The sequence below is a fragment of the Cytobacillus dafuensis genome, assembly GCF_007995155.1.
Taxonomy (GTDB): domain Bacteria; phylum Bacillota; class Bacilli; order Bacillales; family Cytobacillaceae; genus Cytobacillus; species Cytobacillus dafuensis.
In genome coordinates, this window is the sequence record NZ_CP042593.1 from 480,963 (window position 1) to 506,761 (window position 25,799).

Here is a 25,799-nt window from a genome sequence, read left to right on the forward strand (position 1 = left end):
AAAATGGGGAAATTAATCATTAATGAGTGGGTAAAAGTGTTTAGAAGAATTGGGACACTTATTATGATTGCGTTAATTGTACTGTTTGTCATCGGGTTTGGAGGGCTATCAAAAGTTCTAGACAATCAAAATCCTCCACAGGAAAATACTCAATGGAAGCAAGAGTTAGAAAAACAGCTTTTAAGTGATCGTTCTGCATTAGAAGACATCGGTCAAAGAAATGCCAATTTAAAAATGTACTATGAAAGACAAATAGCAATCAAGGAATATCAGCTAGAAAATGATATTCCTCCTCAAACTGAAACCCATATGTGGACATTTGTCAACGAAGCACAAGCCATCATATCATTTGCAGGTTTATTTACGATTATTATTGCTGCCGGAATTGTATCGTCCGAGTTTTCATGGGGAACAATCAAACTGCTTTTAATACGACCTTATGGACGATCAAGCATATTGTTATCAAAGTATATAACCGTTATTTTATATGGGTTCTTCTTTTTAGCAATCCTGTACACATTATCAGTTCTTGTCGGATTTGTGCTATTTGGTGCACCAGCGGAAGAGGTGTCTCATTTAGCATATATAAATGGAGAAGTAGTTGAAAGAAATATTGTTGTTCACTTAATCAGCCAATATTTATTAAGTTCGATTGATGTGTTATTAGTTGCAACAATGGCCTTTATGATCTCTACCGTTTTCCGGAATAGCTCACTTGCTATTGGCTTATCATTATTTCTCCTCTTTACGGGGAGCACAGCGACAATGCTGTTGGCAAGCAAATTTGAATGGACGAAGTATTTCTTGTTTGCAAATACAAACTTAACTGTGTATTTTGATGGTGTTCCACCAGTAGAGGGTATGACACTGTCTTTCTCCATTATGATGCTGATTATCTACTTTGCTTTCTTCCATTTACTTGCATTCTTATTGTTTAATAAGAGGGATGTAGCAGCATAAGTTAGAAAAAGCATAGTGCCTGCTCCAAAGGAAAAAGCTTTGAGGAGCAGGCACTATTTTATATATGAATAATAAAATCATCTTCGCTTTCCCCATAAAAGTACAGCCGGTGCAAAGGTCTTGTCATGGCTACATAGAGAAGCTTAATATCCAGTTCAGAGTCGCGGGAAAATGTTTCTTCCAGAGATACGATCATAACGGCATCGAATTCTAACCCTTTTGCTAAAAACGAAGGCACGATGACAATTTCATCCTTCGGGATCTTTTCTTGTTCTTCCAGCAGCTTAACCGGCATCTCCGAATGTTCTTTGAAAAGGGAATAAAGAAGCTGGCAATCTTTCATTGTTTTTCCGATAACCGCGAAGGTTTTAAAGTTTTCCTGTTTTAAAAGGGAAACTTGCTCCTCGATTTGCCTAACAAGTTCAAGATCGTTTTTCCTCATCATAAATTTTGGACTTTCCCCATGTCTCACAACGGGTTCTACCTTTGGAAAAGAGTAGGGAAGCAGCTTCAAAAGCTCATTTGCTTTTTCCATGATTTCAACTGTTGTACGATAACTCTTTTGCAGTTCGGTATAGGTAGCACGTGGGAAAATTTCTTCTAAAACCCCATTCCAAGAAGTTAATCCCCTATATGAATGGATCCCTTGGGCGAGGTCGCCAACAAGTGTAAACATATCTGTATCAAGTGCTTTCTTAAGAGATATCAGCTCCATAAAGCTGTAATCCTGTGCTTCATCAATGACAATATTCTTCGCTTTGATCTCTTTTGGAATGCCAAATAGGTAAACCTGTAAATAAAGCATGAGAGCAAGGTCTTCTCTTTCATATTTCTTTTTCGAGAAAAGGGCTTGGCTGTACTGGCAAAGAGTCTCTGCTTCCTGCTCCGTAAGCTTGCCTTCAGAGAATTGACAAAGCAGGGCGGGATCGTTGAAAAGCTCATGATAATATTGGATAAGCGTCTTCTTAGGAAATTGTCTCATATAGGCAGGGACTGCAGTACGAAGAGCTTTCTTAATTTCGCTTAGGCGAAGATCCTTCTTATCAAGTGCGTCGGAAACATATTGCCTTCGTTTCTCTGGATCCTTTCCACGATAGAGCGCACGTTCAATCCTTTCATCATAAAAGGTTTCAATTTTCTTGATGATGTTTTGTTTCTTTTTGGCAACATCATTTTGAAGAATCGCTTTCAATTTTTCCAGTCTTTTAAAAAGGGGAAGATAGTTATAGTCATTTTTAAAAAGATGAATGAACTTTTTATGACCAAATAGCCGAAACTTATCTACCATAAAGTCTTCTGATGGATAGAAGGTTTTATAAATGCTTCTAATATAGTTGGATAATATAAGATGAAAAACGGGAGAACCCTTAGTTGATGAAATCCAAGCAGAGGTTTGACTATCCTTGCTTTCAGGCTCTTCCAGCAGTCGAACTAGTTTATTATCAGGCTTGAGGTTAAGCTTTATGCCAAGACATGCTTGAACATATTCCTGATAAGTTGTTTGGCGGACCCTCTCCACCCCAAGCTCAGGCAGTGCTTCTGAAATATAGTCAATAAAGAGCCTGCTTGGTGCTAGAATCATAAGCTGTTCTGGGGCAAAGTTTTCCTTGTATTGATAAATGAAATAACTAATCCGGTGAAGAGCGATCGTTGTTTTTCCGCTTCCGGCAGCCCCCTGAACAATAATTGGCTTATTTAAATCAGCCCGGATAATGCGATTTTGCTCTTCTTGAATGGTTGAAATGATTTCTGTAAGCCGATTACTTGAGCTTTTTGAGAGTGAATCCTGGAGCAGTTCATCTGTTGTTGTTAAATCAATGTCTCGAATTTCATCAAGCTCGCCATTTTCGATCATAAATTGCCTTTTTAGCGATAATAATCCGTTATAGCTTTCCTCGTAGGATTCGTAATGAACCTCTCCAAGCCTGCCTTCATAATAGAGATTTGCAATCGGAGATCTCCAATCGACAATGATTTGTTCTTGATTTTCCCTCGAGTATAGAGATGTTTTCCCTATGTATAATTGTTCTATCTCTTTTTGATTCTCTTGCAGGAAATCAATCCGTGCAAAATAAGGTTTTACTCTGGCATTTTTTAGACTTTTTAATTCATCCTTAGACATTTCAAAAAATCTTGCATTTGTGAGTAGAGAGGAATAGCTTGAGCTGGAATCTAGCCAATCGACGTCTTGGAATGCCTCGCGCATATTTTCTTGGAATTGATCTTTACTAGATTCTGCTGTTTTAATCACAACATCTAAGTATCTTTTCGTAAATTCTAATCGTTGAATTTCTTGTTGAAAATCGGGGTGTTGTTGTTGAGTTGACACATCCATCTTCCTTCCATTCCCATTTTTCAGCCGCAATGGGGAAGTACATAGAAGCGTGAGTGATAAGGAATTTATATTATCAGAAAAGTTTCTCAAAAGCAATGAATAAAGTGAAACTTTAATCAGTGGGGGTTTTCTTCATCCCCCACTGATTATTAGTTGAACCAATCACGCTCAAAACGCCACGTCCTGTGGCTTTCGCCTGACTAGGACATCCTCGTAAAAGCTATCGCTTTTCCTTCGTGCGATGTTAATCGCTATCGAAGCCTTCCTTGTCCTGTCCGTCGTCGGGCTTTTACGGGCAGTTTATCTCCCACCTAACTTCTTTGCTTTCGCTGAATTTTGAGATGGGAGTATTACTGCCCGTTAATGCGGGATAAACAAAAAAGAGGATGTGCTTTGATATTTCATCCTCTAAATCGTATTAGTACAGTGTTCGCCATAAATAAAAGGTTGCATAGGATTCCCAATTTCTCCATGGGATCGAAAATGCTAAGATTTCCTCTTTTGTTGGCTTTCGGTCCATATTCTGTAATGTTTTAATGGCATTAATAAGACCGACATCATCAATTGGAAAGGCTTCACTGAATCGAAGGCACCGCATTAGAACATAATTGGCTGTCCAAGGGCCGATGCCGCGTATCTTTATTAAGTTTTTTTCAGCATCTTTGAAGTTCATTTTAGCTAATTTTTCTTTTGATAATTCTCCGCTTGCCATTAAGCCAGCAATTCCAATGAGGTATTCGCTCTTTTTAACCGTCATTTTAATATCCGCAAAATCTGCAGGAGTTAATTGCGCAATTCGTTCGCAGGTTGGAAAAATCCAATATTTCTTCCCACTCCATTCGATGGAATCGCCAAATTTTTCTACAAATTGTTTCTTTAATGAGTAGGCGAACGGCAAATTGATTTGCTGCCCTAAAACTCCCCAGCATAAAGCTTCAAATAAGTCCGGAATGCCAATGATTCGCAAGCCAAAGAATTTTCGGGCAGGCAATTTAAGTAATGGGTCTGCTTTGGCCATGTCATAAAACGAAGTTAAATCGTTATCTAGATCAAACCACTCACTGATATATTTTACAATCTCTTCTAGATGACGGGCTTTAGTAGGTCGAGAATCATTGATAAACTGGATAAGCATTTGTTTATTTTCGATGATGCTTATCCGTACTAATGAACGAATTTCCCCAATGGCTATAACTTTTGTAATGATGCCGTCCTCGATTTCATACATACATTCATCTTTTGCCCTTGTTAAATAGCCCAAGTTCGCATTCGTATCGAACGCTTCAGGCAGTGGAATGATGAATTTATCATTGATTTCATGCAGCTCCATTTTATCTCCTCACTTGTTTTGGCATTTATAAAATAAGCAGATGCTAACACCCCAAAAGTGTATTTTCACTTTAACACAACATAATCATAAAAAATTTTGTTATCTTGCTTTTATATTCTAAAAATCTTATTTTTTCTAATTTACGGGGTTATAGTGTAGGTATGATGAAAAAATACTCTACTGTTTCATCATTTGAGGATATTATTTCTTACTAAATCATTTATAGTATCGTACTTTAAAAGGGGTGGTGATGGGCAATGCCAGGCCGAATTAGCGATAGCTTTCAAGATCGTCATGATGATGGAATTTCGAATGAAGCAGAATGGATAACAAATGAAAAGTGGCAAGCAATTATCGAAAATAATGCTGCGTATAATGATCAATTTTTTTATGCTGTGAAGACTACAGGGATCTTTTGTAAGCCATCATGCAAGTCCCGTGTTCCGAAAAGAGAAAATGTACGGATTTTCCAAAATGCAGAACAAGCTCTCAATGCTCATTATCGCCCATGTAAACGCTGTAAGCCTACTAATGAGAGATTGCCTGATCGTGAATGGGTGACGCTAATAACTGAATACATTGATAAGAATTTCACTGAAAAATTAACACTAGAAACATTAGCGGATATTGCTCATGGGAGCCCTTATCATTTACATCGAACATTTAAAAAAATCAAGGGCATTACGCCAGTTGAATATATTCAACTGGTTAGAATAAACGCAGCCAAAGAATATTTGGTTCAATCTAAAAAATCGATAACCGATATCTCCATATGTGTAGGAATATCTAACACACCTTATTTTATAACTTTGTTTAAAAAGATAACAGGATATACACCAGCACGATATCGCCAGTTGCATCAACAAATGAATCATTTGGAGGGATTGTAAATGGAATCCAAGAATAAGCCAGCCCTGTATTGGTCTTTGCTAGAGTTTAGGGATTGGAATTTTTATATTGCATCAACATCTAAGGGGCTATGCTATGTCGGCTCACAAAACAAACCTTTTGAAGAGTTATCCGAGTGGGCTAAGAAACGCTTTCCGGAAAGTCCTCTCATTGAAGATAATAAGAAACTTGAACCCTATGCGATTGAAATCATTGGGTATTTAAAAGGTAAACGGAAAGCATTTACGATTCCTTTTGATTTCCATGGGACAGCATTCCAGCTTTCTGTATGGAATGCACTTTGTGAAATACCTTACGGACAGACAAAGTCCTATTCAGAGATTGCAAGCCATATAAATAAGCCAGCCGCTGTTCGTGCAGTTGGGTCAGCGATTGGGGCAAATCCAGTATTAATTACAGTACCTTGTCATCGTGTAGTAGGTAAGAATGGAACATTGACCGGCTATCGAGGTGGATTAGAAATGAAGACAAGGCTGTTGGATATAGAAAGAGAAGCTTAATGTGACATGAGGACAGACACCTTTTCCCAATGAAAGAGGGACGAGGTGTCTGTCCTTTTATTTTTGGCTAATAGCACTTGAAAACTTAGGGAATTAATAGTATAGTACATTACAACAGTAATGTACTATGTTATAGGGGGCGGTGACGATTCTTAATACAGAAGGAACGAAGCCTATTTATGTACAAATCGCAGAATGGATAGAAACAGAAATCATGAATGGACACTTCAACAGTGACGATAAGGTTTATTCTCAATATCAATTAGCGGAGATGTATACAATCAATCCAGCAACTGCAGCTAAAGGTCTTAGTCTTCTCGTTGATGAAAACATCCTCTACAAAAAAAGGGGACTGGGCATGTTTGTTACAGCGGATGCAAAAGAAATCATTATGAATAAACGTAAAAATTATACATTTAAGCGGCTTGTCCAAGAAATAGTGTTAGAAGCAAAAAGATTGCATATAAGTGATGTGGAATTAATTGAGATGATCAAATCAGCACAATCTGAGGAGGGGGAGTGATGAAGGTGATTGAATGCAAAGATTTAACGAAAACGTATTTTGGGAAAAAGGTTTTAAAAAATCTTTCGTTTTCGATTGAAGAAAATAAAATCACAGGATTAATTGGTCGAAATGGAGTTGGAAAAACGACGTTATTGAAGATATTAGCTGGTTTCATTAAAGAGACTTCTGGCGACATTAAGGTATTTTCAGAAAGACCATTTAATAGTTTAATCGTCTCTGCCAATTCTATTTTTGTCGATGACCAAATGAGTTTTCCACCTGCACTGCAGCTCTATGAATTATTAGAAGCAGCGAGCAGCTTCTACCCAAATTGGGATATGGAATTGGCAAAGCGCCTTTTTGATTATTTTTCCTTTGATCCGAAAGGTTACCACAACCGACTTTCAAAAGGGAAGACAAGTACATTTAATGCGATTGTCGGCCTAGCCTCCCATTCGCCATTAACGATTTTAGATGAACCGACAACAGGAATGGATGCATCGGTAAGAAAGGACTTCTACCGCGCTCTGCTTAAAGACTATATTGCTCATCCAAGGACAATTATTATTTCAAGCCATCATGTAGATGAAATCGAGAATTTATTAGAGGATGTTCTTCTCTTAAAGGACGGGAGGAATCATTTGTATTTGCCCATGGAAGAGTTGAAGGAATGGGCGATTGGCTTGAAAGGACCGACAGAGAAGATTCAAGAATGGGTGAAAGATAAAGAGATTCTCTATGAAAATAAAATTGGCACGAATACGAGCTATGTAGTGGTAAGGAATGATTTTGCAGGTTCTGCACTTCAGAATGCAAGATTAGCAGGGCTGGAGATTACCGCTGTTTCTCCTAGTGATCTATGTGTCTATTTAACAAATCAAACGAAAGGGGGAATCGATGATGTTTTTAAAGAACGTTAATTTGACCGAAGTCGTTAAAAGGCAATATTTTTTCAAGCTAAAAGCGAATATCGATGCAATGAGTTCACTTGTCTTCCTTCAACTGTTAGCTATTCTTTTTTCTATGGGTGGATCTAATTCATTTGGTTCCTCTTCTGATCAAGTTTCGATCGAAGTCAGCTATTTCTCTGGAGATGTAATCATTGGCTTTACGATGATTTGGGCTTTTGTCACTGCAATTACGATTACAACGAGGCCATATCGAAATCATGATTTTTCGTTTGTGACGAATCGTCTCAGCAGCAGCCTTTCCAATATTCTTTTTTTATTGACAGCAAGCATTATCGGCGGGATAACGGCTATGCTAGCTAAGAATTTACTTCTCGTTTTTAAATATATTTTTTCCGAGGAACAGATTTATGGAATTCCGTTAACGTTTCAGGATTTTCTTCTTGGTGTTGGTGCGACCATAATCTACTTGTTCGCTGTTAGTGCAATAGGTTATTTAATAGGAGCGCTTGTACAAATCAGCAAGGCATTTGTAGTATTAATTCCAGTATTGGTTATCGGAATGCTGTTTATGGATGGGGTAATGAATAGAGACCCGTTTATAGCATACGTATTTGAATTTTATGTAATGGAGTCTTCAATTGGACTATTTATTGTAAAAATGGTTTCCACAGCAGCTTTATTTTTCATCGCTTCCATTAGCATTCTAAATCGGTTGGAGGTGCGAAGATGACTATTCTTATGACTTTACTGCCGGTCACAGCCATACTTATTATACTGGTCATCGTTTTAAGTTTGAATTCGAAAAGAAAATTTGTAACAGTGAAAATGACCCATTGGCTGCTAATTATTTACGTCGGTGTATTATTACTTTCTTTTCCTTTTGCTTCGCTCCTAACAAATGATTCTATGACTAGTCGCGAGAAAGTGGAGGATTTGGATGAAGTCCAGGATTGGACTCGTTTTTACACTGCTCTTGAAGCGGGGGATATAGAGCAGCTTGAAAGTGGGCAAGTAATTAACGAAAAAATCTATGATTACTCCAATCAGTCTCTTAAAGTAGAAATCACGGGACTTGTTAAGCCTGTTTATGTGGAAAGAAAAGATCTTGACGATGGAATAATTGAAGCTCTCGTATATACGAACGGTTTTTACGTAAGCGGTTATGATTTCTCAGATAAACTTGTGCCTATTAATTTTCGGCTGGAGAATGATACGCTTAGTGTGTTATATCCGGATCAACAAACTATTAATCTTTCCATTGTAAGAAATGAGTTTACAATCAATCAATTTACCGGTCAACAAGCTTTTAATGATGTAAGTGGGATTGGGAATATGGAAGTATATTTAAAGGTACCAAAATCCCTCCAATTGAATGGTACTAATGTGGATTTTCAATTTGTTAAGGAGTAATAATCATTATAAAAGCCAGAATTTCTTTAATTTAGGGCTCTGTTAAAGAACAGTGTTGATATTTGATATTTTCGCCATGATAGAATAAGAACAAATGTTTGTTGATTGTAAAGTTGAGCAAAGCGTTTAGCAACTTGTTAAAGCATATCGACAAATTACCCCATACTAAAAAAATGTGCTTGTAGCAGATGCTTGGAGAGCCTATAAACCTATGCAAAAGAAAAAGGCTTGGAGCATTATCGAATTAAATCAAACGATTGTAAACACGTTATTAAAGGCTTGTATCATATCCAAAATGTGAATGGTCTCCACTCTCGCTTGAAACAATGGAAGACCGATTTAATAGTGTGTCTACAAAACAAAATATCTTGATAATTACCTCGCTTGGTTTTTATTTGTCAATAGTTGTAGTAACAAAATCACAAAACAATATATAAAAGAATTTCTGCTAACATCATTTGTATTTGAAATGACGGACACATATGATAGTTTGTTTTTGGGGAAATTTAACATTTAACTTGGTTAACTGTTTATTGTTTCAAAAATTGTTATATTTAACAAAATCCATTTAGTGTAAATTTAATATACAAGGTAAGGGAGGTTGTGGAATGAGAGTTTTATTAGAATTAATACGAATCATATTGATATTTGGACTTTTAGGAGGTATCTTCTCTTCCGTTCTAACCTACTTTTACAAATCATTAGGCGTAACCCAATATGAATGGTTAGGTTTCTTGGCTATTTTGTTATTGTTGTTTGTTACTTATAGGAACAAATGGCAATTTAAAGGTTGGTACAATGGAAAAGGAAAAGAAATGCTATCACGAAAAACCGCTAATTTTCTAATTTCTTTCTCTGTACTATTATTAATTTTCCCACTCATTGTCGATTACTTTTTACGGTAAATCACGATAGGTTAAGGGGAAACCTACTAAAAGTGGGTTTCCCTAAATTTTAATATAAAAATCAACATTAAAGTTTAACAGAGCCTTATTTAGAATTGCTAGCTAATATAAAAAGAATATTGATTTTGCAAAGGCCTTATGAAAAAGGTTCAAAAAGTGATCTAAAGATGGATCAAAATCTGTCATAATCCCTATTGGCAATTTTAACACTCTTCATGTACATTGCCTTATAATAAGGTGTGGAGGATGATAATTTTGGAAAAAGATCAACAGCCCTATAATATGAAGGAGCTTGATGAAGAGACTCTTTTTATTGTGTCGCAAACATTTAAAGCACTATCAGATCCGACCCGAATTCGTATACTGCATTTATTATTTCATGGGGAGCATTCAGTTAATGAGATTGCTGAGAACTTATCTCTTCTTCAATCAACGGTTTCACATCAGCTGCGCTTTTTAAAGAATTTGCGATTAGTTAAATTTAGACGTGAAGGAACCTCACTATTTTACTCCTGTGATGACGAGCATGTCATGGATATATTAAAGCAGACAATTGAGCACGCGAATCATCATTAATTGCAGCTTCCATGATGATTCGGGCAGCCATATGCTCCTTTTTCAACTTGAATGGTACTATGATCAATCCCAAAATCATCATGGAGGATTGATTGTGCATCATGGAGAATGGTATCGTGCACACTCTCTTCTCCAATCACAATATGGCAGCTTAACATCGGCATTCCAGATGTGATGGACCAAACATGAATATCATGGATTTCCAATACGCCTGGTATTTTTGTAAGTGCTGCTCTCACACTCTCCATTTCAATATGAGCAGGAGAACCTTCCATCAAAATGTGGAGGGATTCCTTCGTCACTCGAAAGCCGCTTATGATGATCAGGAGCGCTACAATGACACTTGCAATTGGATCTGCAATTCCCCATCCGAATAAGATCATAAGCAAAGCGGCGATGATGGCACCAACCGAACCAAGCATGTCTCCAATTACATGAAGAAAGGCACTTCGAACATTTAAATTTTCATCCTTATCTCCTCTCATTAAAATCCATGCTGCAAGGATATTCACGAGTAATCCAATTGTGGAAATGACAAGCATTCCTCCGCTTTGAACTTCTGGCGGGTTGAAAAATCGTTGGTATGCCTCAAAGAAAATATAGAGTGAGATCAGAATGAGCGTAATCCCATTTAATAAAGCAGCAATAATTTCAAATCGCTTATACCCGTAAGTTTTTGAAGCAGAAGCTTTTCTTTCTCCAAGCTTAATGGCAAAAAAGCTTAATCCAAGTGCCGCTGCATCGCTCAGCATATGCCCTGCATCTGAAAGCAGCGCCAAGCTATTTGTCATAATTCCTCCAATAACCTCAACAATCATAAATGAAGTTATTAAAATGAAGGATAATAATAACGCTTTTTTATTCCCTGTATGTGCATGGGAATGACTATGTCCATGTCCATGGGAGTGACTATGCCCGTGTGAATGACCGTGGTGGTGATGTCCCATAAGATAAACCTCCTATTTTAGTATATGAATATATGCTCATATATATTATGTTATAAGCATGCGAATTGTTCAACTGTTTTTGGTAATTAATTGAGATATTATTTATTTTCTATTACAATGTAGTTGGAATTTTCGAAATAAAACCCGCTATTTTCTCCACAACTCCTTCATGTACATTTTTCCTTGATCTATTTTTTGTAAAAACTGAAAAAATAAATGTAAGTCCGCAGAAAAAGGAGGTTTTTTTTGAAGAAGAGGAGGAGTTTTAGCAAAGTTTTATACCCTAAACTAAATAAGGAGATGTAAAGTATGCTTATTAAGCAACGTACTGAGCCAGTAGAATTAAAGCTTTTGAGATTTTTAAATGCACGGATGGAATTGTCAGAAAAAGAAAAGAATATTTATTTAAATTTAGAAAAGGGATTTAAAGGGGAACTGTGGTTTGACAATTGGTTAGAGAATCTTTCAGGTGAATGGCTTGTGCTAAATGACTTGTTGCTAGAAAGTAATAATTCTGTTTTTCAAATTGATACGTTGTTAATCACTTCGGAGAAGATTTATCTGTTTGAAATTAAAAATTACGAAGGTGATTTTTATATTCAAGGTGATAAATGGTATACAATATCAAAATCAGAAATAAAGAATCCTATCTTTCAATTGGAAAGGAGTGGAATGCTTTTCCGAGGATTACTTCAAGAGCTTGGATTTAGTTCTCCGATCGAATCATATCTTATCTTCGTTAATCCCGATTTTTTCCTCTATCAAACTCCACTTAGCCTTCCGATCGTATCCCTAGCACAGCTTAATCGCTTTAAGAACAAATTAATAATGAACGAGGGCATTTTAAAAAAGAGACACTCAAAATTCGCAGAACAATTAGTTTCTATTTGTTTAAAAGAATCTCCGTACACTCGCTTACCTGAATATAACTATGACCAACTTGAAAGGGGAGTAACCTGTGCTTACTGTTATTCATTGATGGATAGTTTGACAGAGGGGGAAGAAACTATTGTCTGTAAGGAGTGTGGTGGAAAAGAAAATGTTATCTCTGCTATTTTACGGAGCACGGAGGAATTTAAATTGCTTTTTCCTGATAGAAAAATCACCACTAATGAAATTTTTGAGTGGTGTAAAGGCGTTAAGTCCAGCAGATCCATTCGAAGGATTCTTTCGAAAAAGTATGAACTAATTAAGCAAGGAAGATCTTCTTATTTTGAACCTAATTTTAGTGATACAAAATAATACCAATAATCTACTTTTCAAATAATAGTAGATTACTGATTCACCAGAGATAAATAGACCACAGCCCGCGGTTTTAAGTGGAGAAGAGGTCAGAAAAGAAGTTAAATAGACCATTGTCCACAGTTTTAAGTGGAGAAGAGGTCAGAAAAGAAGATAAATAGACCACTGTCCGCAGTTTTAAGTGGAGAAGAGGTCAGAAAAGAAGTTAAATAGACCACAGCCCGCGGTTTTAAGTGGAGAAGAGGTTAGAAAGAGAGATAATTAGACCACTGCCCGCGGTTTTAAGTGGAGAAGAGGTCAGAAAGAGAGATAAATAGACCATCGCTTGCAGTTTTAAGAGGAGAAGAGGTCAGAAAAGAAGTTAAATAGACCACTGCCCGCGGTTATAAGAGGAGAAGAGGTCAGAAAGAGAGATAAATAGACCATGGCCCTGAGTTTTAAGGAGAGAAGCGGTCAGAAAAGAAGTTAAATAGACCACAGCCCGCAGTTTTAAGTGGAGAAGAGGTCAGAAAGAGAGATAAATAGACCATCGCTTGCAGTTTTAAGAGGAGAAGAGGTCAGAAAAGAAGACTACTTCCCACTTTAAAGCAGAAAAATGGTCTCAAGGGATTTAGTAAGACCACCTCAACAAACAAAAAACCCCCACCCACTAAAAACGCGGCTGGAGGCTATACCTAAATCTAAATCTAAATCTCTATTCCTCTTCCATTTCCTTCCGGATATAGTCGGAGTACTGCATGATTTGTAGGGTGTTATCGATTCTTTTTTGCATATTCTTTGTGTTTTTCGTTTTCTTCATTGTTTCGCGGTTATATAAAACAGCCGGGTGCTTGGCGCTTGGCGCAGTGTATAGCGTATTATCACTAATAAATGATCCGCCAGGCAAATAGTATCTCATGCCAAGTAAGTTATGTTTGTATTGAAAAAGATTGTGACCGATCATTTGGGTATTGTGCTCGATACCCAGCAGGTTCAGCAGTGTAGGCATTAAATCAATTTGACCGCCGAGCTGGGAGTGTGTTTCTCCGTGAAAAATACCAGGAGCAGTGAAAATAACAGGCACAACAAAGCGATCTTGCAAATTGTAACCGTGTCCTAAAATTTCTTTTAATATTTCATAGTCTTTTTCTGTAACGGGTGCTCCGTGTAATCCAGAATGATCCCCATAAATGAGCACGAGCGAATCATCATAGATGCCAAGCTTTTTCAACTGTTTAATAAATAATCCAATTTGTTCATCCGTATAGCGAACGGACTGCAAATAGTTTCCGACATACGTCCCCTCATACTCGTCTGGCAGGTCAAGATATTTAAATTCTTCAGGCATTTCAAATGGTGTGTGATTTGTAAGTGTAATGATATTTGAGTACATCTTGTCATGTTCATTTAGATGATTTGGCAATTGTGATTCAACAAAATTAAATAGAACCTCATCCGCTGGACCGAACCCGATTTCTTTCTCATTTGGAATTTCTTCACTTGTATAAATATAATCAAAGCCAAGAGCGGGGTACAATTTATCCCGGCTCCAATAGGTAATGTCATCCGCATGATATGTTGCTGTCCCATAGCCATTGTCTTTTAAAGTCCGTACAAGTGAGGGGATCTCGCTCCCATTATCGATCACATTCACGGTTGGGTCCATTCCCTCAGGGTAAAGGGATGTATGCATAAGCCATTCTGCATCAGAAGTATTCCCTGCCCCGATTTGCTGGTACACATTATCGAAATACGCACTTTCCTTTAAAAGAGCATTTAAATTCGGAGTGATTTCCTGTCCATCAATCGATTGTTTAATCGTAAATCCTTGTAAGGACTCCACTTGAATAACAAAAACATGGCGATCCTTCGCAAGTCCATAAGTGTCATGCTCTGTAAATGGAACATAAGAATTTCCTTTTAATTTTGCTAAATCTTTGTCTGATAAATATTCGTTTTCAGCAAATGCTTTGCCGATGCTGCGTTCATACATTTGCACAAATTGGGATTGAATATATCCATGCTTTTTTGCGAAATAAGAAACATCAACCAGCGGATAGAAAAAGGCAATGATTGTCGTGATGAGTCCTACACAGCTAAAGCCGATGGCCCATTTTTTCGCATTAGCAAATGAACGAGGTGAGTCTCCTCTCTTGAAATACCAGATGAGTGGAAGAATCACTGCAACATCTAAGAAAAATAAATAGTCATATGGAGTTCCGAGAAGAGCGACAGTCCCGCCAACAGAGTTCGACTGATATATTTGTTTAACATCGTAATAGGACGGAACGGTTGAAAAATATCTTGTATAAAAGATAACTACAATAAATAGAGTAGACAAGCCGAGGTTATAGAGCCAAATGGCTAACCACTTTCGTTCTTTAAATAGAATAATGAAAATGGTTAAGAAAAGAGCCCACATTGGGAATTCGACTATTAAAATATGAAAAAATGATTTGTTATCAAAAATAACAATCTGAAAAGCAATTATTTTTATTAACAAAATAAGCATGATCCACGTAAATGGATGGAGTACAACATTTTTAATATTTTTAGCCCAGTTTTTTTTCATTGAATAGGCACCTCTAAACAAAATAGTTCATCCTAAACTTACCAAAAATCCTTTGGTCCTTGCAAACAATATATGAGAGATAAATGAATAATGTAAGATAAAACAAAATATTCGAGTTATTGGAAACGTTTTTTAGTTTTATTCGTATTAAAAGGTATCAAACTTTTGGCTAAAGGAGCGCATAAGTTTGTTAACGTACTAAAGTAATTCGATGAAGTCCTTGTTATAAAGATCATTAGAAAAACGAAGGCATTCGCCGAACGCCTAGTTTTCCAATTAAAAACGGAGTGGTTAGAATGGAAAAAGCATTACTTGAAGAAAATGTAGAGGTGTTAAAGCAGGCAGTAGGGAGTTGGATGGATCGACGTCTGGTGTTGATGACTGCATCGCAATTTGCAGCTAAAGGAAAACGAATGGACGGGACTGCCTTTTTAAAAGTGTCGGATCTTGTGAAAAAGAGTACGTCGTTCTTTTCGCCTTTAAGAAGCATTTATTACCCCATGACTGGACTCATTTTAGCAAATGGAAATCTTCCAGATGAAGAGGTTAATCGTTTGCATCGAAATTATGAGACTCTTCGTTCAGCAGGGTTTCGCAGTTCCGTTTTTACCTATATTGCTGCTTTTTTAATGGAAGATCATATGGACCCACGAAGGATCAATACAGTTCACGAAGAAATGAAGAAGTATCACCGCTTTCTGACCTCGCATGATGATTATCCTGCAGCTGCGATTATTGCTAAGCAGGAAGGTCAGGTGGAGGAGCTTGTTCATATTTCGGAACAGTATTACAAAACTTTAAGTGAAAACGGATTTTATAAAGGGAATGATTTACAGTTCATGGCGAATATGCTCGTAATGAATGGAGCATTCCGTAAAGAAACGGTTAGTAATGTAATCTATGCGATGGATGAATTAAGTAGAAGTGGTCTGAAAGTAAAGCAAATGCATTATTCTTCCTTATGTGTGATTGCACTTTCAGGAAAATTAAAAGAAGCGATTTCGTATGCCCTCGAACTTAGAGATATGAAAGAATTTAAATGGCATAAGGATATGGCCATCGTTGCAGCAGCAGTGTTTGTTTCGCAGGAATACGTTGACGCTTCAACTGGATTAACAGCAGCCATTCAGGCATTGATCCAGGCACAGCATGCTTCGGTTGCTGCGGCGAGTGCGGCTGCAGCGGCATCTGCTGGGGGATCTTCGGGGAGTTAGAGTATATAATAACTAGAAGTAATTACCTGTTTGGTTAGACCGGTAATTGCTTTTTTTTGTGCATAAGAAGGTCAAACGAATATTTGCCTGAACGTTAAGTTTTTCAAATGCAATCTATTTTTGTAAAATGGATTGGTGGTATACAATGATAAAGTATAGAAAATAATACCACAAAACAGTAAAATATGTGAATAACGCTTTTCTGAGGGGATAGATATCAGTTGGAAACTAAAAGAGTATTACCCATATTATTTCTAGTTATGTTTTTAGTTATGGTAGGCTTCGGTATCATCATTCCTGTACTGCCATTTTACGCTGAGGAAATTGGTGCAAGTCCAGCTCAACTGGGATGGCTGATGGCTGTTTATTCGTTAATGCAGCTCATTTTTGCACCGATTTGGGGAAAGGTTTCGGATCGGATTGGACGCAAACCCGTTATTTTATTGGGAATCGCAGGATTATCGATTTCGTTTTTCCTCCAAGCCTTTTCGGGCCAGCTTTGGATGCTGTTTGCCGCAAGAATGATTGGGGGTATTTTATCCTCTGCTAATATGCCGACTGTCATGGCATATGTAGCGGATATAACTTCTGAAGAGAATCGCGGGAAAGGAATGGGGGTTGTTGGTGCTGCAACAGGGCTAGGGTTTGTTTTTGGTCCAGCCATTGGCGGTGTGTTTTCCAAAATAAGCTTAACAATGCCTTTTTTTCTAGCAGGTGCGACATCTGCGATCACATTTATTTTAGTGCTGTTGATATTAAAAGAATCATTACCTAAAGAAAAAAGACAGAAGCAATCTGAAAATAAGAGCTCAAGATGGAGTGCATTTACTGGGTCTGTATCTATTTTATTTTTTCTGCAGCTATTTATTTCCCTATCGTTATCTGGCTTAGAAGCTACTTTTGCCTATTTCGCTGCTAAAAAAGCAGATTTAGGAACGGTGCAATTAGGATATATATTTATGATAATGGGACTTGCCAGTGCAATCGTACAAGGCGGTTTAGTCGGCAAATTAACGAAAAAATATGGAGAGGGAGCAGTAATACAAGCTGGAATAGTGGTCTCAGCCATTGGCTTTGGGCTCATTTTACTTGTTAATAGCTTCACTACGGCAGCCATATTTTTAACGATTTTTGGTATTGGAAATGGAGTTATTCGACCTAGCGTTTCAGCGCTAATTACGAAAAAATCCGTCGCTGGGCATGGAAGCTCAACTGGACTGCTGTCTTCCTTTGATTCTTTAGGAAGAATTATTGGTCCGCCTTTAGGAGGCTGGTTGTTTGCAATTCAGGCAGGACTTCCTTATATTTCAGGTGTGATATTATCAATTATTGCCTTCATTTTATACCGAATTTATGTTGTTAAATCGAGTAAAACAATATTTTATAATGAATGAAATAAATAAGGAATAAAGGTAAGCTTTCTATAAATGTAACTCGGCTAATAAAGCTGTGAACCCGGACAATATCATCTTAAACTTGGACAATATATTGCTAATACGTACAAAATCCTTACAACAGTTACCGAATACCTATAGATGCAAATGATCTCGATTTTTTAGCGAGATCATTTCTTTTTTTAAGGCTTATTTCAAAAAGATTGTTGCTTTCATTAATTGGCTGATAAACACCTAATTTGGTTGATAAATCAATCAAACTAGCTGACAAAGTGTATTTTTATATCAGTGTATGAGGCTTAAAGAAGTTTAAACATAGGAAAAGGCAACAGTATTTTTTCATCTATGTGTAAGCTTCCGGAAATTACCTAAGCAATTCGGCTGAAATTATTTAATATCTCTTGCATGGTTACGCAATTCTATGACAAAATCTATATATTGAAGAATATCATTTTATATAAGATATTCAAGGAGATGAGAGTTTGAACAAGGCTGTAATTTTAGGATGTAATTATTATATTGGTTTAAGTACAATTCGCTGTTTAGGAGTTCATGGCATCCATACTGTTGCTGTGGATTATAATGAAAATGATAGATATGGTTCAGAATCTAAATATTGTTCTGAGAGGCTAATTGCCCCTTACTATAAAGAAGATCCAAAAGGGTTTGTTCGTTTTTTAATAGATTATGCAAAAAACCAAAGCATTACCCCGGTTTTAATCCCTTGTCATGATTCATATGTAGAAGTCATTGATGAGTATTTAGAGGAATTGAGAGAATGCTATTTTATCCCTCAGACAGAAAAGGGTTTATATACGAAAGTAATGAATAAGGAAACACTTCATTCCTTAGCTATGGAACATGGAATGGCAGTTCCGGAAACGGTTAGAATAGATGAAGAGAACTATATTGAAAAAGTAGAGGAAATCATTAAGTATCCTTGCATAGTAAAGCCTACAGATTCCCCTACCTTTGTTGCAACTTTTAGAAGAAAGCTTTTTAAGGTATACAATCGAGAGGAATTGCTTGCTGCCATAGAAAAAGCGCAGAAAGCCGACTTAGAAGTGATTGTACAAAGAATCATTCCTGGCTTTGATGACCACATGTATACATTTGATGCCTATTTAAACCAAGATTCAAAAGTGACCCATTGGGTTACATGTCAAAAGCATCGTCAATACCCAATTAATTTTGGCGCTTCTGTTTATACAGAGCAAAAATATGTACAGGAACTGTACGATATTGGAGCTCCGTTTCTTGAAGCGATTGGATATAAAGGGTTTGCAGAAATTGAGTTTAAAAAGGACGCTGAAACAGGGAAGTTTTATTTAATTGAGATCAATGCAAGGATTACAAATCTTAACAACCTACTGTATAAGGTAGGAGTGAACTTTCCGTATCTTACGTACCGTGAGTTAACAGGTGCACCTTTAGAACCATATGCGGTTAAAGAGGATAAGCATCGAGTATTTTGGTATGCCTATGAGGACATGCTGGCGATTAAAGGCTATATTAAGACCGGGCAGTTAACGAGAAAACAAGTATTTGTTTCCTTGATGAAGAAGAAGGCTTATGCGATTTGGGACTGGAGCGATCCTAAGCCAGGTATTACCTACTTTAAAAAAATTGCGGGTAAATTTTTGAAAAAGCGCTAATGAACATACCTAACAAAAGCGATCATTACATGTCGCAGAAAAGAGGTAGAAAAGGATGAAGCTAGAAACACTTCTACAATCAATAAAGGTCAAACAAGTCCTTAATAACAAGGATTTAAATATATTTGGAATATCCTATCACTCTCAAAAGGTTACAAAAGGACACCTTTTCGTTTGTGTCCGAGGATATAAAACAGACGGGCATAAGTATCTTGCCCAGGCAGTGGAAAAGGGAGCAGTTGCGGCTGTTGTGGAGGAGTTTCAAGAGGGGATTGATATTCCTCAATATTTAGTTGAAGATAGTCGAATTTCTCTAGCTCGGTTAGGAGCAGCCTTTTACAACCATCCGTCTAAAAAGCTTCAGATGATTGGAATTACGGCAACGAATGGAAAAACCACTACTTCTTATATGACGAATGCCATTTTAGAGAATCAAGGCTTTAAAACAGGCTTAATAGGAACGGTTTCTATAAAAATTAATGAAACCACTATCCCTTCCGAGCTTACAACACCAGAATCTCTGGATTTACAATACTATTTAAATGAAATGGTTGAAAAAGATGTTACCCATGTTAGCATGGAGGTTTCGTCACAGGCACTTGAAATGCATCGGGTTGAGCAGGTGGATTACGATATTGTAACGCTTAACAATGTTAGCCGTGAGCATATTGACTCCCATGGCTCCTTTGAGAAGTATTTCGAAATAAAATCGAGTTTAATTAGAAATGCCAGTGAAAATAGCTTTGCTGTTCTGAACTTAGATTGCCCTTATTCCGCTTCTTTAGTCGATAAAACAAAAGCTCAAGTTATCACATTTGGTGTTAAGAGCAAAGAAGGGCATATTCATTGTAAAAATTTAGATTTAACGACAGGTAGAGGTAAATTTACTGTTGAAATATTAAAGGCCTTTAAAGTGAAGGATACAGAATATATCCCAGGTGAATTTGATATTGAGCTTGCTGTTCCTGGGCTGCATTCTGTTTATAATGCAATGGTGGCGATTACCGTTTCCTTGCTCTCAGGTGTATCTGTTTCGACGATCCAAAAAACATTGAAAACATTCGGTGGAGTCGAGAGACGCTTTGAGTTTATTTTTGAAGATGATATTAAGATCATTGATGATCATTTTGCTAATACAGGAAATATTAATGTAACGCTCGAAACTTTAAAGTTTATGGAATATAAGAAGCTTCATCTCGTCTATGCTATTAGGGGAGAGAGAGGTCCTACAGTCAATCGTGAAAACGCTGAGACGATCGCTAGCTGGGCGCCGAAGCTTGAGTTTAATGAAATCATTGCGACGAAAAGCGTTTCCCATGTGACCGCTAAGGACAAGGTTACAGATGAAGAGCAGCAAGTGTTTGAAGAGGTTATGGGGGAAGCAAAAATTAATGTGAATTTATATGATGAGCTTCCAGACGCCATCGCTGAAGCACTATCAAAAGCAGAAGCAGGAGACTTAATTCTTTTGGCAGGCTGTCAAGGAATGGATCATGGAGCTGAAGTTGCTTTACATCAGCTAGAGGAAATAAAAGTTGATTATTCTAAAGAAAAATTATTCCTGCCTCTTCGAAATCGGGTATCTAGTCAAGCAGAAATGGTTTAAAATAAAGCTATGTTAATGGTTATTGTTGCACGTTAAGAAAATATAAATTGCCAGCATAGAAGATGATTCGACGTAGTTGGCAATTTTAGGAATTAAGTATAAGTGCAACTACGCCTCTGTCTTCGCCTTTCTAAGGCTCGCCAATCGGCGAGTTTTCTTTAAAATTGACTGTGGGGTATGCAGGCAAATTTTTGATCCACCTTTTGGATCACTTTTTGAACGCGTGCCCCACAGGCCTTTCGGAAAACAGTAACCTTGTTTAACAATGCCAAAATTAAAGGAAAACTTCCATCATTGGAGGTTTTTCTTTAAGCTGTAGATGAGTTATTGGTTGGCTATCCATTATATTTTTGATATTGTTTGTTCTTAGGGAAATATAAAATTAGGACTTTGTTATTTAGAATAAAGGTTTAACGGAGTCTATATAAAGGTGATATAAAAATGTGCGGTTTTGTTGGTTTTGCTCACGCAAATTCAGAAATAGATAAAAAGAATACGATAAACGAAATGATGGACACAATCATTCATCGTGGTCCTGACAGTGGAGAATCATATACAGATGAGAATGTTGCATTCGGCTTTAGACGTTTAAGCATCATTGATCTATCAGAAGAAGCTGGTCAGCCGATGTTTAATGAGGATAAAAGCTGTGTTTTAATTTTTAACGGTGAAATCTATAACTATCAAGAATTGAAAAAAGACTTATTAGAGAAAGGCCATATTTTCAAGACTGACACGGATAGTGAAGTGTTAATCCATGGTTATGAGGAGTATGGTACAGATTTATTGCAAAAGCTTAGAGGGATGTTTGCCTTTGCGATCTGGGATACGAAAAAGGAAACAATGCTTTTAGCACGTGATTTCTTTGGAATCAAGCCTCTTTATTATACGCAAAATACAACAGACAACTCCTTTATTTTTGGTTCAGAGATCAAATCCTTTTTAAAGAATCCAGCATTTAAAAAGGAATTAAACAAGGATGCTTTAATGCCATATCTTACTTTCCAATATTCAGTCCTTGATGAAACGTTCTTTAAAGGTGTGTACAAGCTTAAGCCTGGCCACTATATGATTTATCAAAAAGGCAAAATGGAGATTAAGCAGTATTGGAATGTGAATTTTGATGAGAAAGAGAATGGCTTAGATCATTATATTAAGCAAATAAACGAGACAATGCGTGAATCGGTTGACTATCATAAAATCAGTGATGTTAAGGTAGGTTCTTTCCTATCAGGTGGAATCGACTCAAGTTATATTACGGCATTATTGAATCCGAACAAGACATTCTCTATCGGCTTTAAGGATTATGAAGGAATCTTTAATGAAACGAACTTGTCTAAGGAACTATCAGATATTCTTAACATTGAAAACTATCGAAAGCTCATGAATGCTGATGAGTGCTTTGAAACACTGCCAACCATTCAATATCATATGGATGAACCACAATCGAATCTTTCTTCTGTGCCTCTGTACTTTTTATCAAAATTAGCTAGAGAGCATGTAACGGTTGTACTGTCTGGAGAAGGAGCAGATGAGATTTTCGGCGGGTATGTATGGTATCAAAAATCAGCGAAATTAGAAAAATACGAAAAGGTTCCGTACTTTATTAGACGCATGCTTTCAAAGGTAGGAAGCGCCCTCCCGCAAAACAAAATCACAACCTTCCTAGTAAAGGGAGGACAAAAGATAGAAGAGAAGTTTATTGGACAAGCAAAGGTTTTTGAAGAGGAAGATGCCTTTAAAGTATTAAAGGAAGGGTATAAAAAAGGCCCTACTGTACAAAGTATTACGAAACAGGTTTTTGACCAAGTGAAGGGTAAAGATGATGTGACAAAAATGCAATATCTTGACCTAAAGCTATGGCTTCCTGGGGATATCCTTTTAAAGGCTGACAAAATGAGTATGGCTCATTCTATTGAATTACGCGTTCCGTTTTTAGATAAAGAAGTGATGTCTATGGCATCAAAAATTCCAAGTTCTCTTCGAGTTAATCGAGAAGATACGAAGTATGCCTTAAGAAAGGCTTCAAGTGAGGTTCTCCCAGATGAATGGGCAAATCGACCAAAGGTTGGATTCCCTGTACCAATTCGTTTCTGGCTCCAAGAAGAAAAATACTATAATATCGTTAAGGATATGTTCCAATCCGATATTGCAAAGGAATTCTTCCATACTGACGAGCTGATGAGATATTTGGATGAACATTATACGAAAAAGAATAATTATGCTAGATATATTTGGACAGTATACGTTTTCCTTGTATGGTATAAAAAGTTCTTTAAAGATATGTAAAAAAATCTTTATCGCAGATTAACGAGCAGTAAGACCCCCACTTCAAGTTTGCGAGAGAATCAAAGAAACCTAAGTGGGGGATCAACTGCCCGTAAAGGCCCATAAAATGAACACAGACTAAAAGCGCCACATCGTGTGGCAACGTCTGCGTGACCCACTTCCTGTGGGCCGCAACTAACAATCAGTGGGGGATGAAAGTCGACTAAGAAAGCCATGTCCTGTGCGTCGAAAAACCCCACTGATGGAAGTTTCACCTTATCACTTTAATAGGGGATAGATATAAGTGAAGAAAGTAGTAAGTATTACTATTTATACCGGCCTAGTAATTGTCGTATTTGCTACGATTAATATTGTGTCTAATACCTTGAAAGTGAACAGTATTGGCAGCGATGAAATAGATTTTTCAGACATTGAGTCCATTACAAAAATAGATGTACCTCCTTATGTGAAAAGGTATGATTGGACAAAAAATGGTGGAATGGACATAACAGAAGTATTGATTCCTGTTAAAACAGTGAAACAGCTGCCGGAGCTTCCTCATGGCTGTGAGATCACTTCCTTAACTTCGATTCTAAATACTTATGGCTATAACGTGTCAAAAACAGAAATGGCAGATAAATATTTGCCGAAACAGCCATTTAATTACAAGAATTCAAAGCGATATGGGGCTAATCCATATAAAGCATATGCTGGGAATCCTAGAAGCGAAAAAGGCGGGTTTTTTTCCTACGCCCCTCCTATTGTAGAGGCAGCAAATAAATATTTAGATGCTATTAATGCGGACGCTAAGCCTGTTGATATAAGTGGGAGCACAAGGGAAGAGATTATTGAACAGCTTGATAAAGGGATTCCTGTAGCTGTCTGGGTAACACTGGATCTTGGAAAGCCTAAGTTAAAATATTCATGGTATATTCATGAATCAGGAGAGAAGTTTATTGCTCCTGTAAATTTACATACCGTTGTATTGAATGGTTATGATGAAAAGAACGTACATGCAATGAACCCGCTGAAAGGTCAAGTGACCTATAATGCTAACGCGTTCTTTAAAAGCTATGAAGAACTAGGCAGCCATGCTATGATGGTTGTCAACAATGGAAACTAAGGATAAGAGCAAAAGAATGAACATAGACCTTTGTAAGTAGGTCATGTCTAATATTTCTTTTGCTTTTATTTTTTTGGTACAATATAAAAAAGTCAATCATTTGAGAAGGATGAATTATGCAAAAAAGAAGCTTAGGCGTTATTGGTGGGATGGGGCCCATGGCAACATCTGTTTTTTTTGAAAAGGTCATTGAAAATACAGTCGCAAATGCTGATCAGGAGCATATCAATATGGTGATTCTCAACCATGCCACATTGCCAGATCGGACAGATGTGATTATAAATCAGAAGGAAGAAACATTTTTAAATGCAGTAGTAAAAGATATCAAGCTACTAGAAACAGCTGGTGTTGAGAATATAGCGATTCCATGTAATACGTCTCATTTTTTCTATGAACAAATGCAAGAAATGACTTCTATTAATATTATTAATATGATAGATGAGACTTGTAAAAAAATTCATCAAAAATATGGAGATCAAAGCAAGGTTGCGATTCTAGCTACAAATGGCACGGTGAGCAGTGGAATATACCGACATGGCTGTCTTGACTATAATATGCAGCTGATTACTCCAAATGAGGTCTATCAAGAACAAGTTATGAATACAATATATAATATAAAAAGTGACTTGGCAGTAGATGTGAATGCAATTGAACAAATCATAATAGACCTTGTTGATAAAGAGAATTGCTGTTGTGTTATTCTCGCCTGCACAGAACTATCTTGCTTGAAGCTAAGTGATGAAGTCGTGAAATATTGTATTGATGCAATGGATGTTCTAGTAGAAAAATCGATAGAATACTCTGGAGGTCAAGTGAAAGATCCCATTAAGTGGGGTTAAATTAAGAGGGAGGGGTTAAGATGAAGCATAAGGAAGAAGAAAAATTTAAAGAGTTTTTGGCAGAATCTTTTGATCAAGGCGTCAACATTAGAGAGTTACGTCTTTCAACAGAAGAAATGGAGTATATTAAAAGAATTTATCCAAAAGCAAGTTTAAATAAAAGTATACCAAAGGAAGCATCAGACGGAAAAGTTTGGTATAAAGTTTCCCTTCTACCTCCCGGGACTGACATAGATTCAATAAATGATGCTAGATTAGCAGCGATTCAAAAGGAAAACGTACAGTTAAAACAGGAACTCGAGTCATTAAAAAGGTCGATGGCTACGAGTAGTGATAATTAAGCTCTAAAGTTATTGAAGTGAATTGATATGGTGTCGCAGATTAACGGGCAGTAAGACCCCCACTTCAAGGATTCGCATATGCAAAGAAGAGTAAGTGGGGGATCAACTGCCCGTAAATGCTCGTAAAATGAACACAGACTAAAAGCGCCACATCGTGTGGCAACGTCTGCGTGACCCACTTCCTGTGGGCCGCAACTAACCATCAGTGGGGGATGAAGGCCGACTAAGAACGCCACGTCCTGTGGCAACGTCGGCACTAGCACGTCCTGTGCGTCGAA

At 37.1% G+C, this 25,799-nt stretch carries 22 protein-coding genes and 1 pseudogene; 19 read left to right on the plus strand and 4 right to left on the minus strand.

Translation table 11 applies throughout. The features are described from left to right. The first annotated feature begins 3 nt into the window (after window positions 1–3). Complete coding sequence (locus FSZ17_RS02520; protein ID WP_057775562.1) at window positions 4–960, plus strand: ABC transporter permease; 957 nt, start codon at window positions 4–6, stop codon at window positions 958–960. Between the two features lie 58 nt (window positions 961–1,018). On the opposite strand, the gene helD is transcribed toward FSZ17_RS02520, so the two are convergent. Next, window positions 1,019–3,289: an RNA polymerase recycling motor HelD gene (gene helD / locus FSZ17_RS02525; RefSeq protein ID WP_057775564.1), complete on the minus strand. Its 2,271-nt coding sequence runs from the start codon at window positions 3,287–3,289 to the stop codon at window positions 1,019–1,021. A gap of 424 nt (window positions 3,290–3,713) precedes the next feature. Beyond that, on the minus strand, window positions 3,714–4,625 hold the full coding sequence (locus FSZ17_RS02530; protein ID WP_057775566.1) for a DNA-3-methyladenine glycosylase 2: 912 nt from the start codon (window positions 4,623–4,625) through the stop codon (window positions 3,714–3,716). Between the two features lie 257 nt (window positions 4,626–4,882). Here FSZ17_RS02530 and FSZ17_RS02535 point away from each other — a divergent pair, with 257 nt between their 5' ends. From FSZ17_RS02535 to FSZ17_RS02575, 9 genes and pseudogenes are all read left to right on the plus strand, one after another. Continuing rightward, window positions 4,883–5,515 carry a bifunctional transcriptional activator/DNA repair enzyme AdaA gene (locus FSZ17_RS02535; protein WP_057775568.1) on the plus strand — a complete coding sequence of 211 codons (633 nt, stop codon included), beginning with the start codon at window positions 4,883–4,885 and terminating at the stop codon, window positions 5,513–5,515. Then, a complete protein-coding gene (locus FSZ17_RS02540) occupies window positions 5,516–6,034 on the plus strand; it encodes a methylated-DNA--[protein]-cysteine S-methyltransferase (protein ID WP_057775570.1) in 519 nt (172 codons plus the stop codon). A 142-nt stretch (window positions 6,035–6,176) separates the two neighbouring features. Then, window positions 6,177–6,557 carry a GntR family transcriptional regulator gene (locus FSZ17_RS02545; protein ID WP_228460271.1) on the plus strand — a complete coding sequence of 127 codons (381 nt, stop codon included), beginning with the start codon at window positions 6,177–6,179 and terminating at the stop codon, window positions 6,555–6,557. Beyond that, window positions 6,557–7,459, plus strand: a complete 903-nt coding sequence (locus FSZ17_RS02550; protein ID WP_057775572.1) for an ATP-binding cassette domain-containing protein — start codon at window positions 6,557–6,559, stop codon at window positions 7,457–7,459. The genes FSZ17_RS02545 and FSZ17_RS02550 overlap by 1 nt, the downstream gene beginning before the upstream one ends. Next, window positions 7,437–8,180: a hypothetical protein gene (locus FSZ17_RS02555; RefSeq protein WP_146846346.1), complete on the plus strand. Its 744-nt coding sequence runs from the start codon at window positions 7,437–7,439 to the stop codon at window positions 8,178–8,180. The genes FSZ17_RS02550 and FSZ17_RS02555 overlap by 23 nt, the downstream gene beginning before the upstream one ends. Then, entirely contained in the window at window positions 8,177–8,860 is a 684-nt protein-coding gene (locus tag FSZ17_RS02560) for a hypothetical protein (protein WP_057775576.1), read from the plus strand. Before FSZ17_RS02555 ends, FSZ17_RS02560 begins: the two co-directional genes overlap by 4 nt. A gap of 172 nt (window positions 8,861–9,032) precedes the next feature. Next, window positions 9,033–9,377 (plus strand): annotated as a pseudogene (locus FSZ17_RS02565) (IS1595 family transposase); the annotation flags it as partial. Window positions 9,378–9,468: 91 nt separating this feature from the next. Then, window positions 9,469–9,765, plus strand: coding sequence for a hypothetical protein (locus FSZ17_RS02570; protein ID WP_057775578.1), 297 nt, complete (start codon window positions 9,469–9,471; stop codon window positions 9,763–9,765). Between the two features lie 246 nt (window positions 9,766–10,011). Next, window positions 10,012–10,341, plus strand: coding sequence for an ArsR/SmtB family transcription factor (locus FSZ17_RS02575; RefSeq protein WP_322107598.1), 330 nt, complete (start codon window positions 10,012–10,014; stop codon window positions 10,339–10,341). Here FSZ17_RS02575 and FSZ17_RS02580 read toward each other — a convergent pair. Then, complete coding sequence (locus FSZ17_RS02580) at window positions 10,338–11,288, minus strand: cation diffusion facilitator family transporter (RefSeq protein WP_057775582.1); 951 nt, start codon at window positions 11,286–11,288, stop codon at window positions 10,338–10,340. The two genes, FSZ17_RS02575 and FSZ17_RS02580, sit on opposite strands and share 4 nt — an antisense overlap. Window positions 11,289–11,597: 309 nt before the next feature. Here FSZ17_RS02580 and FSZ17_RS02585 point away from each other — a divergent pair, with 309 nt between their 5' ends. Beyond that, window positions 11,598–12,530, plus strand: a complete 933-nt coding sequence (locus FSZ17_RS02585) for a nuclease-related domain-containing protein (protein ID WP_057775585.1) — start codon at window positions 11,598–11,600, stop codon at window positions 12,528–12,530. A gap of 694 nt (window positions 12,531–13,224) precedes the next feature. Here the strand turns inward: FSZ17_RS02585 and FSZ17_RS02590 are convergent. Beyond that, a complete protein-coding gene (locus FSZ17_RS02590; RefSeq protein ID WP_057775740.1) occupies window positions 13,225–15,081 on the minus strand; it encodes an LTA synthase family protein in 1,857 nt (618 codons plus the stop codon). Window positions 15,082–15,377: 296 nt separating this feature from the next. Here FSZ17_RS02590 and FSZ17_RS02595 point away from each other — a divergent pair, with 296 nt between their 5' ends. The 8 genes from FSZ17_RS02595 to FSZ17_RS02630 all read left to right on the plus strand — a co-directional run bounded on the left by FSZ17_RS02595 (window position 15,378) and on the right by FSZ17_RS02630 (window position 25,521). Then, entirely contained in the window at window positions 15,378–16,295 is a 918-nt protein-coding gene (locus FSZ17_RS02595; protein ID WP_057775588.1) for a DUF4003 family protein, read from the plus strand. A 221-nt stretch (window positions 16,296–16,516) separates the two neighbouring features. After that, window positions 16,517–17,689 (plus strand): MFS transporter, encoded by a 1,173-nt coding sequence (locus FSZ17_RS02600; RefSeq protein WP_057775590.1) that lies wholly within the window; start codon window positions 16,517–16,519, stop codon window positions 17,687–17,689. Between the two features lie 482 nt (window positions 17,690–18,171). Then, window positions 18,172–19,344: a carboxylate--amine ligase gene (locus FSZ17_RS02605; protein ID WP_057775592.1), complete on the plus strand. Its 1,173-nt coding sequence runs from the start codon at window positions 18,172–18,174 to the stop codon at window positions 19,342–19,344. Between the two features lie 55 nt (window positions 19,345–19,399). Next, on the plus strand, window positions 19,400–20,950 hold the full coding sequence (locus tag FSZ17_RS02610; RefSeq protein ID WP_057775594.1) for a Mur ligase family protein: 1,551 nt from the start codon (window positions 19,400–19,402) through the stop codon (window positions 20,948–20,950). Window positions 20,951–21,391: 441 nt separating this feature from the next. After that, entirely contained in the window at window positions 21,392–23,239 is a 1,848-nt protein-coding gene (gene asnB, locus FSZ17_RS02615; protein WP_057775596.1) for an asparagine synthase (glutamine-hydrolyzing), read from the plus strand. Between the two features lie 283 nt (window positions 23,240–23,522). Then, a complete protein-coding gene (locus FSZ17_RS02620; RefSeq protein WP_057775597.1) occupies window positions 23,523–24,341 on the plus strand; it encodes a C39 family peptidase in 819 nt (272 codons plus the stop codon). Between the two features lie 116 nt (window positions 24,342–24,457). Beyond that, entirely contained in the window at window positions 24,458–25,180 is a 723-nt protein-coding gene (gene cuyB, locus FSZ17_RS02625) for a cysteate racemase (protein ID WP_057775599.1), read from the plus strand. A gap of 20 nt (window positions 25,181–25,200) precedes the next feature. Next, complete coding sequence (locus FSZ17_RS02630; RefSeq protein ID WP_057775601.1) at window positions 25,201–25,521, plus strand: hypothetical protein; 321 nt, start codon at window positions 25,201–25,203, stop codon at window positions 25,519–25,521. Window positions 25,522–25,799 lie beyond the last annotated feature (278 nt).

Bases quoted from the DNA above. Each gene is read 5' to 3' on its own strand.
- FSZ17_RS02520 (WP_057775562.1), top strand. From the start codon at position 4: ATGGGGAAATTAATCATTAATGAGTGGGTAAAAGTGTTTAGAAGAATT.
- FSZ17_RS02530 (WP_057775566.1), bottom strand. From the start codon at position 4,625: ATGGAGCTGCATGAAATCAATGATAAATTCATCATTCCACTGCCTGAA.
- FSZ17_RS02535 (WP_057775568.1), top strand. From the start codon at position 4,883: ATGCCAGGCCGAATTAGCGATAGCTTTCAAGATCGTCATGATGATGGA.
- FSZ17_RS02540 (WP_057775570.1), top strand. From the start codon at position 5,516: ATGGAATCCAAGAATAAGCCAGCCCTGTATTGGTCTTTGCTAGAGTTT.
- FSZ17_RS02550 (WP_057775572.1), top strand. From the start codon at position 6,557: ATGAAGGTGATTGAATGCAAAGATTTAACGAAAACGTATTTTGGGAAA.
- FSZ17_RS02555 (WP_146846346.1), top strand. From the start codon at position 7,437: ATGATGTTTTTAAAGAACGTTAATTTGACCGAAGTCGTTAAAAGGCAA.
- FSZ17_RS02560 (WP_057775576.1), top strand. From the start codon at position 8,177: ATGACTATTCTTATGACTTTACTGCCGGTCACAGCCATACTTATTATA.
- FSZ17_RS02570 (WP_057775578.1), top strand. From the start codon at position 9,469: ATGAGAGTTTTATTAGAATTAATACGAATCATATTGATATTTGGACTT.
- FSZ17_RS02575 (WP_322107598.1), top strand. From the start codon at position 10,012: ATGATAATTTTGGAAAAAGATCAACAGCCCTATAATATGAAGGAGCTT.
- FSZ17_RS02580 (WP_057775582.1), bottom strand. From the start codon at position 11,288: ATGGGACATCACCACCACGGTCATTCACACGGGCATAGTCACTCCCAT.
- FSZ17_RS02585 (WP_057775585.1), top strand. From the start codon at position 11,598: ATGCTTATTAAGCAACGTACTGAGCCAGTAGAATTAAAGCTTTTGAGA.
- FSZ17_RS02590 (WP_057775740.1), bottom strand. From the start codon at position 15,081: ATGAAAAAAAACTGGGCTAAAAATATTAAAAATGTTGTACTCCATCCA.
- FSZ17_RS02595 (WP_057775588.1), top strand. From the start codon at position 15,378: ATGGAAAAAGCATTACTTGAAGAAAATGTAGAGGTGTTAAAGCAGGCA.
- FSZ17_RS02610 (WP_057775594.1), top strand. From the start codon at position 19,400: ATGAAGCTAGAAACACTTCTACAATCAATAAAGGTCAAACAAGTCCTT.
- asnB (WP_057775596.1), top strand. From the start codon at position 21,392: ATGTGCGGTTTTGTTGGTTTTGCTCACGCAAATTCAGAAATAGATAAA.
- cuyB (WP_057775599.1), top strand. From the start codon at position 24,458: ATGCAAAAAAGAAGCTTAGGCGTTATTGGTGGGATGGGGCCCATGGCA.
- FSZ17_RS02630 (WP_057775601.1), top strand. From the start codon at position 25,201: ATGAAGCATAAGGAAGAAGAAAAATTTAAAGAGTTTTTGGCAGAATCT.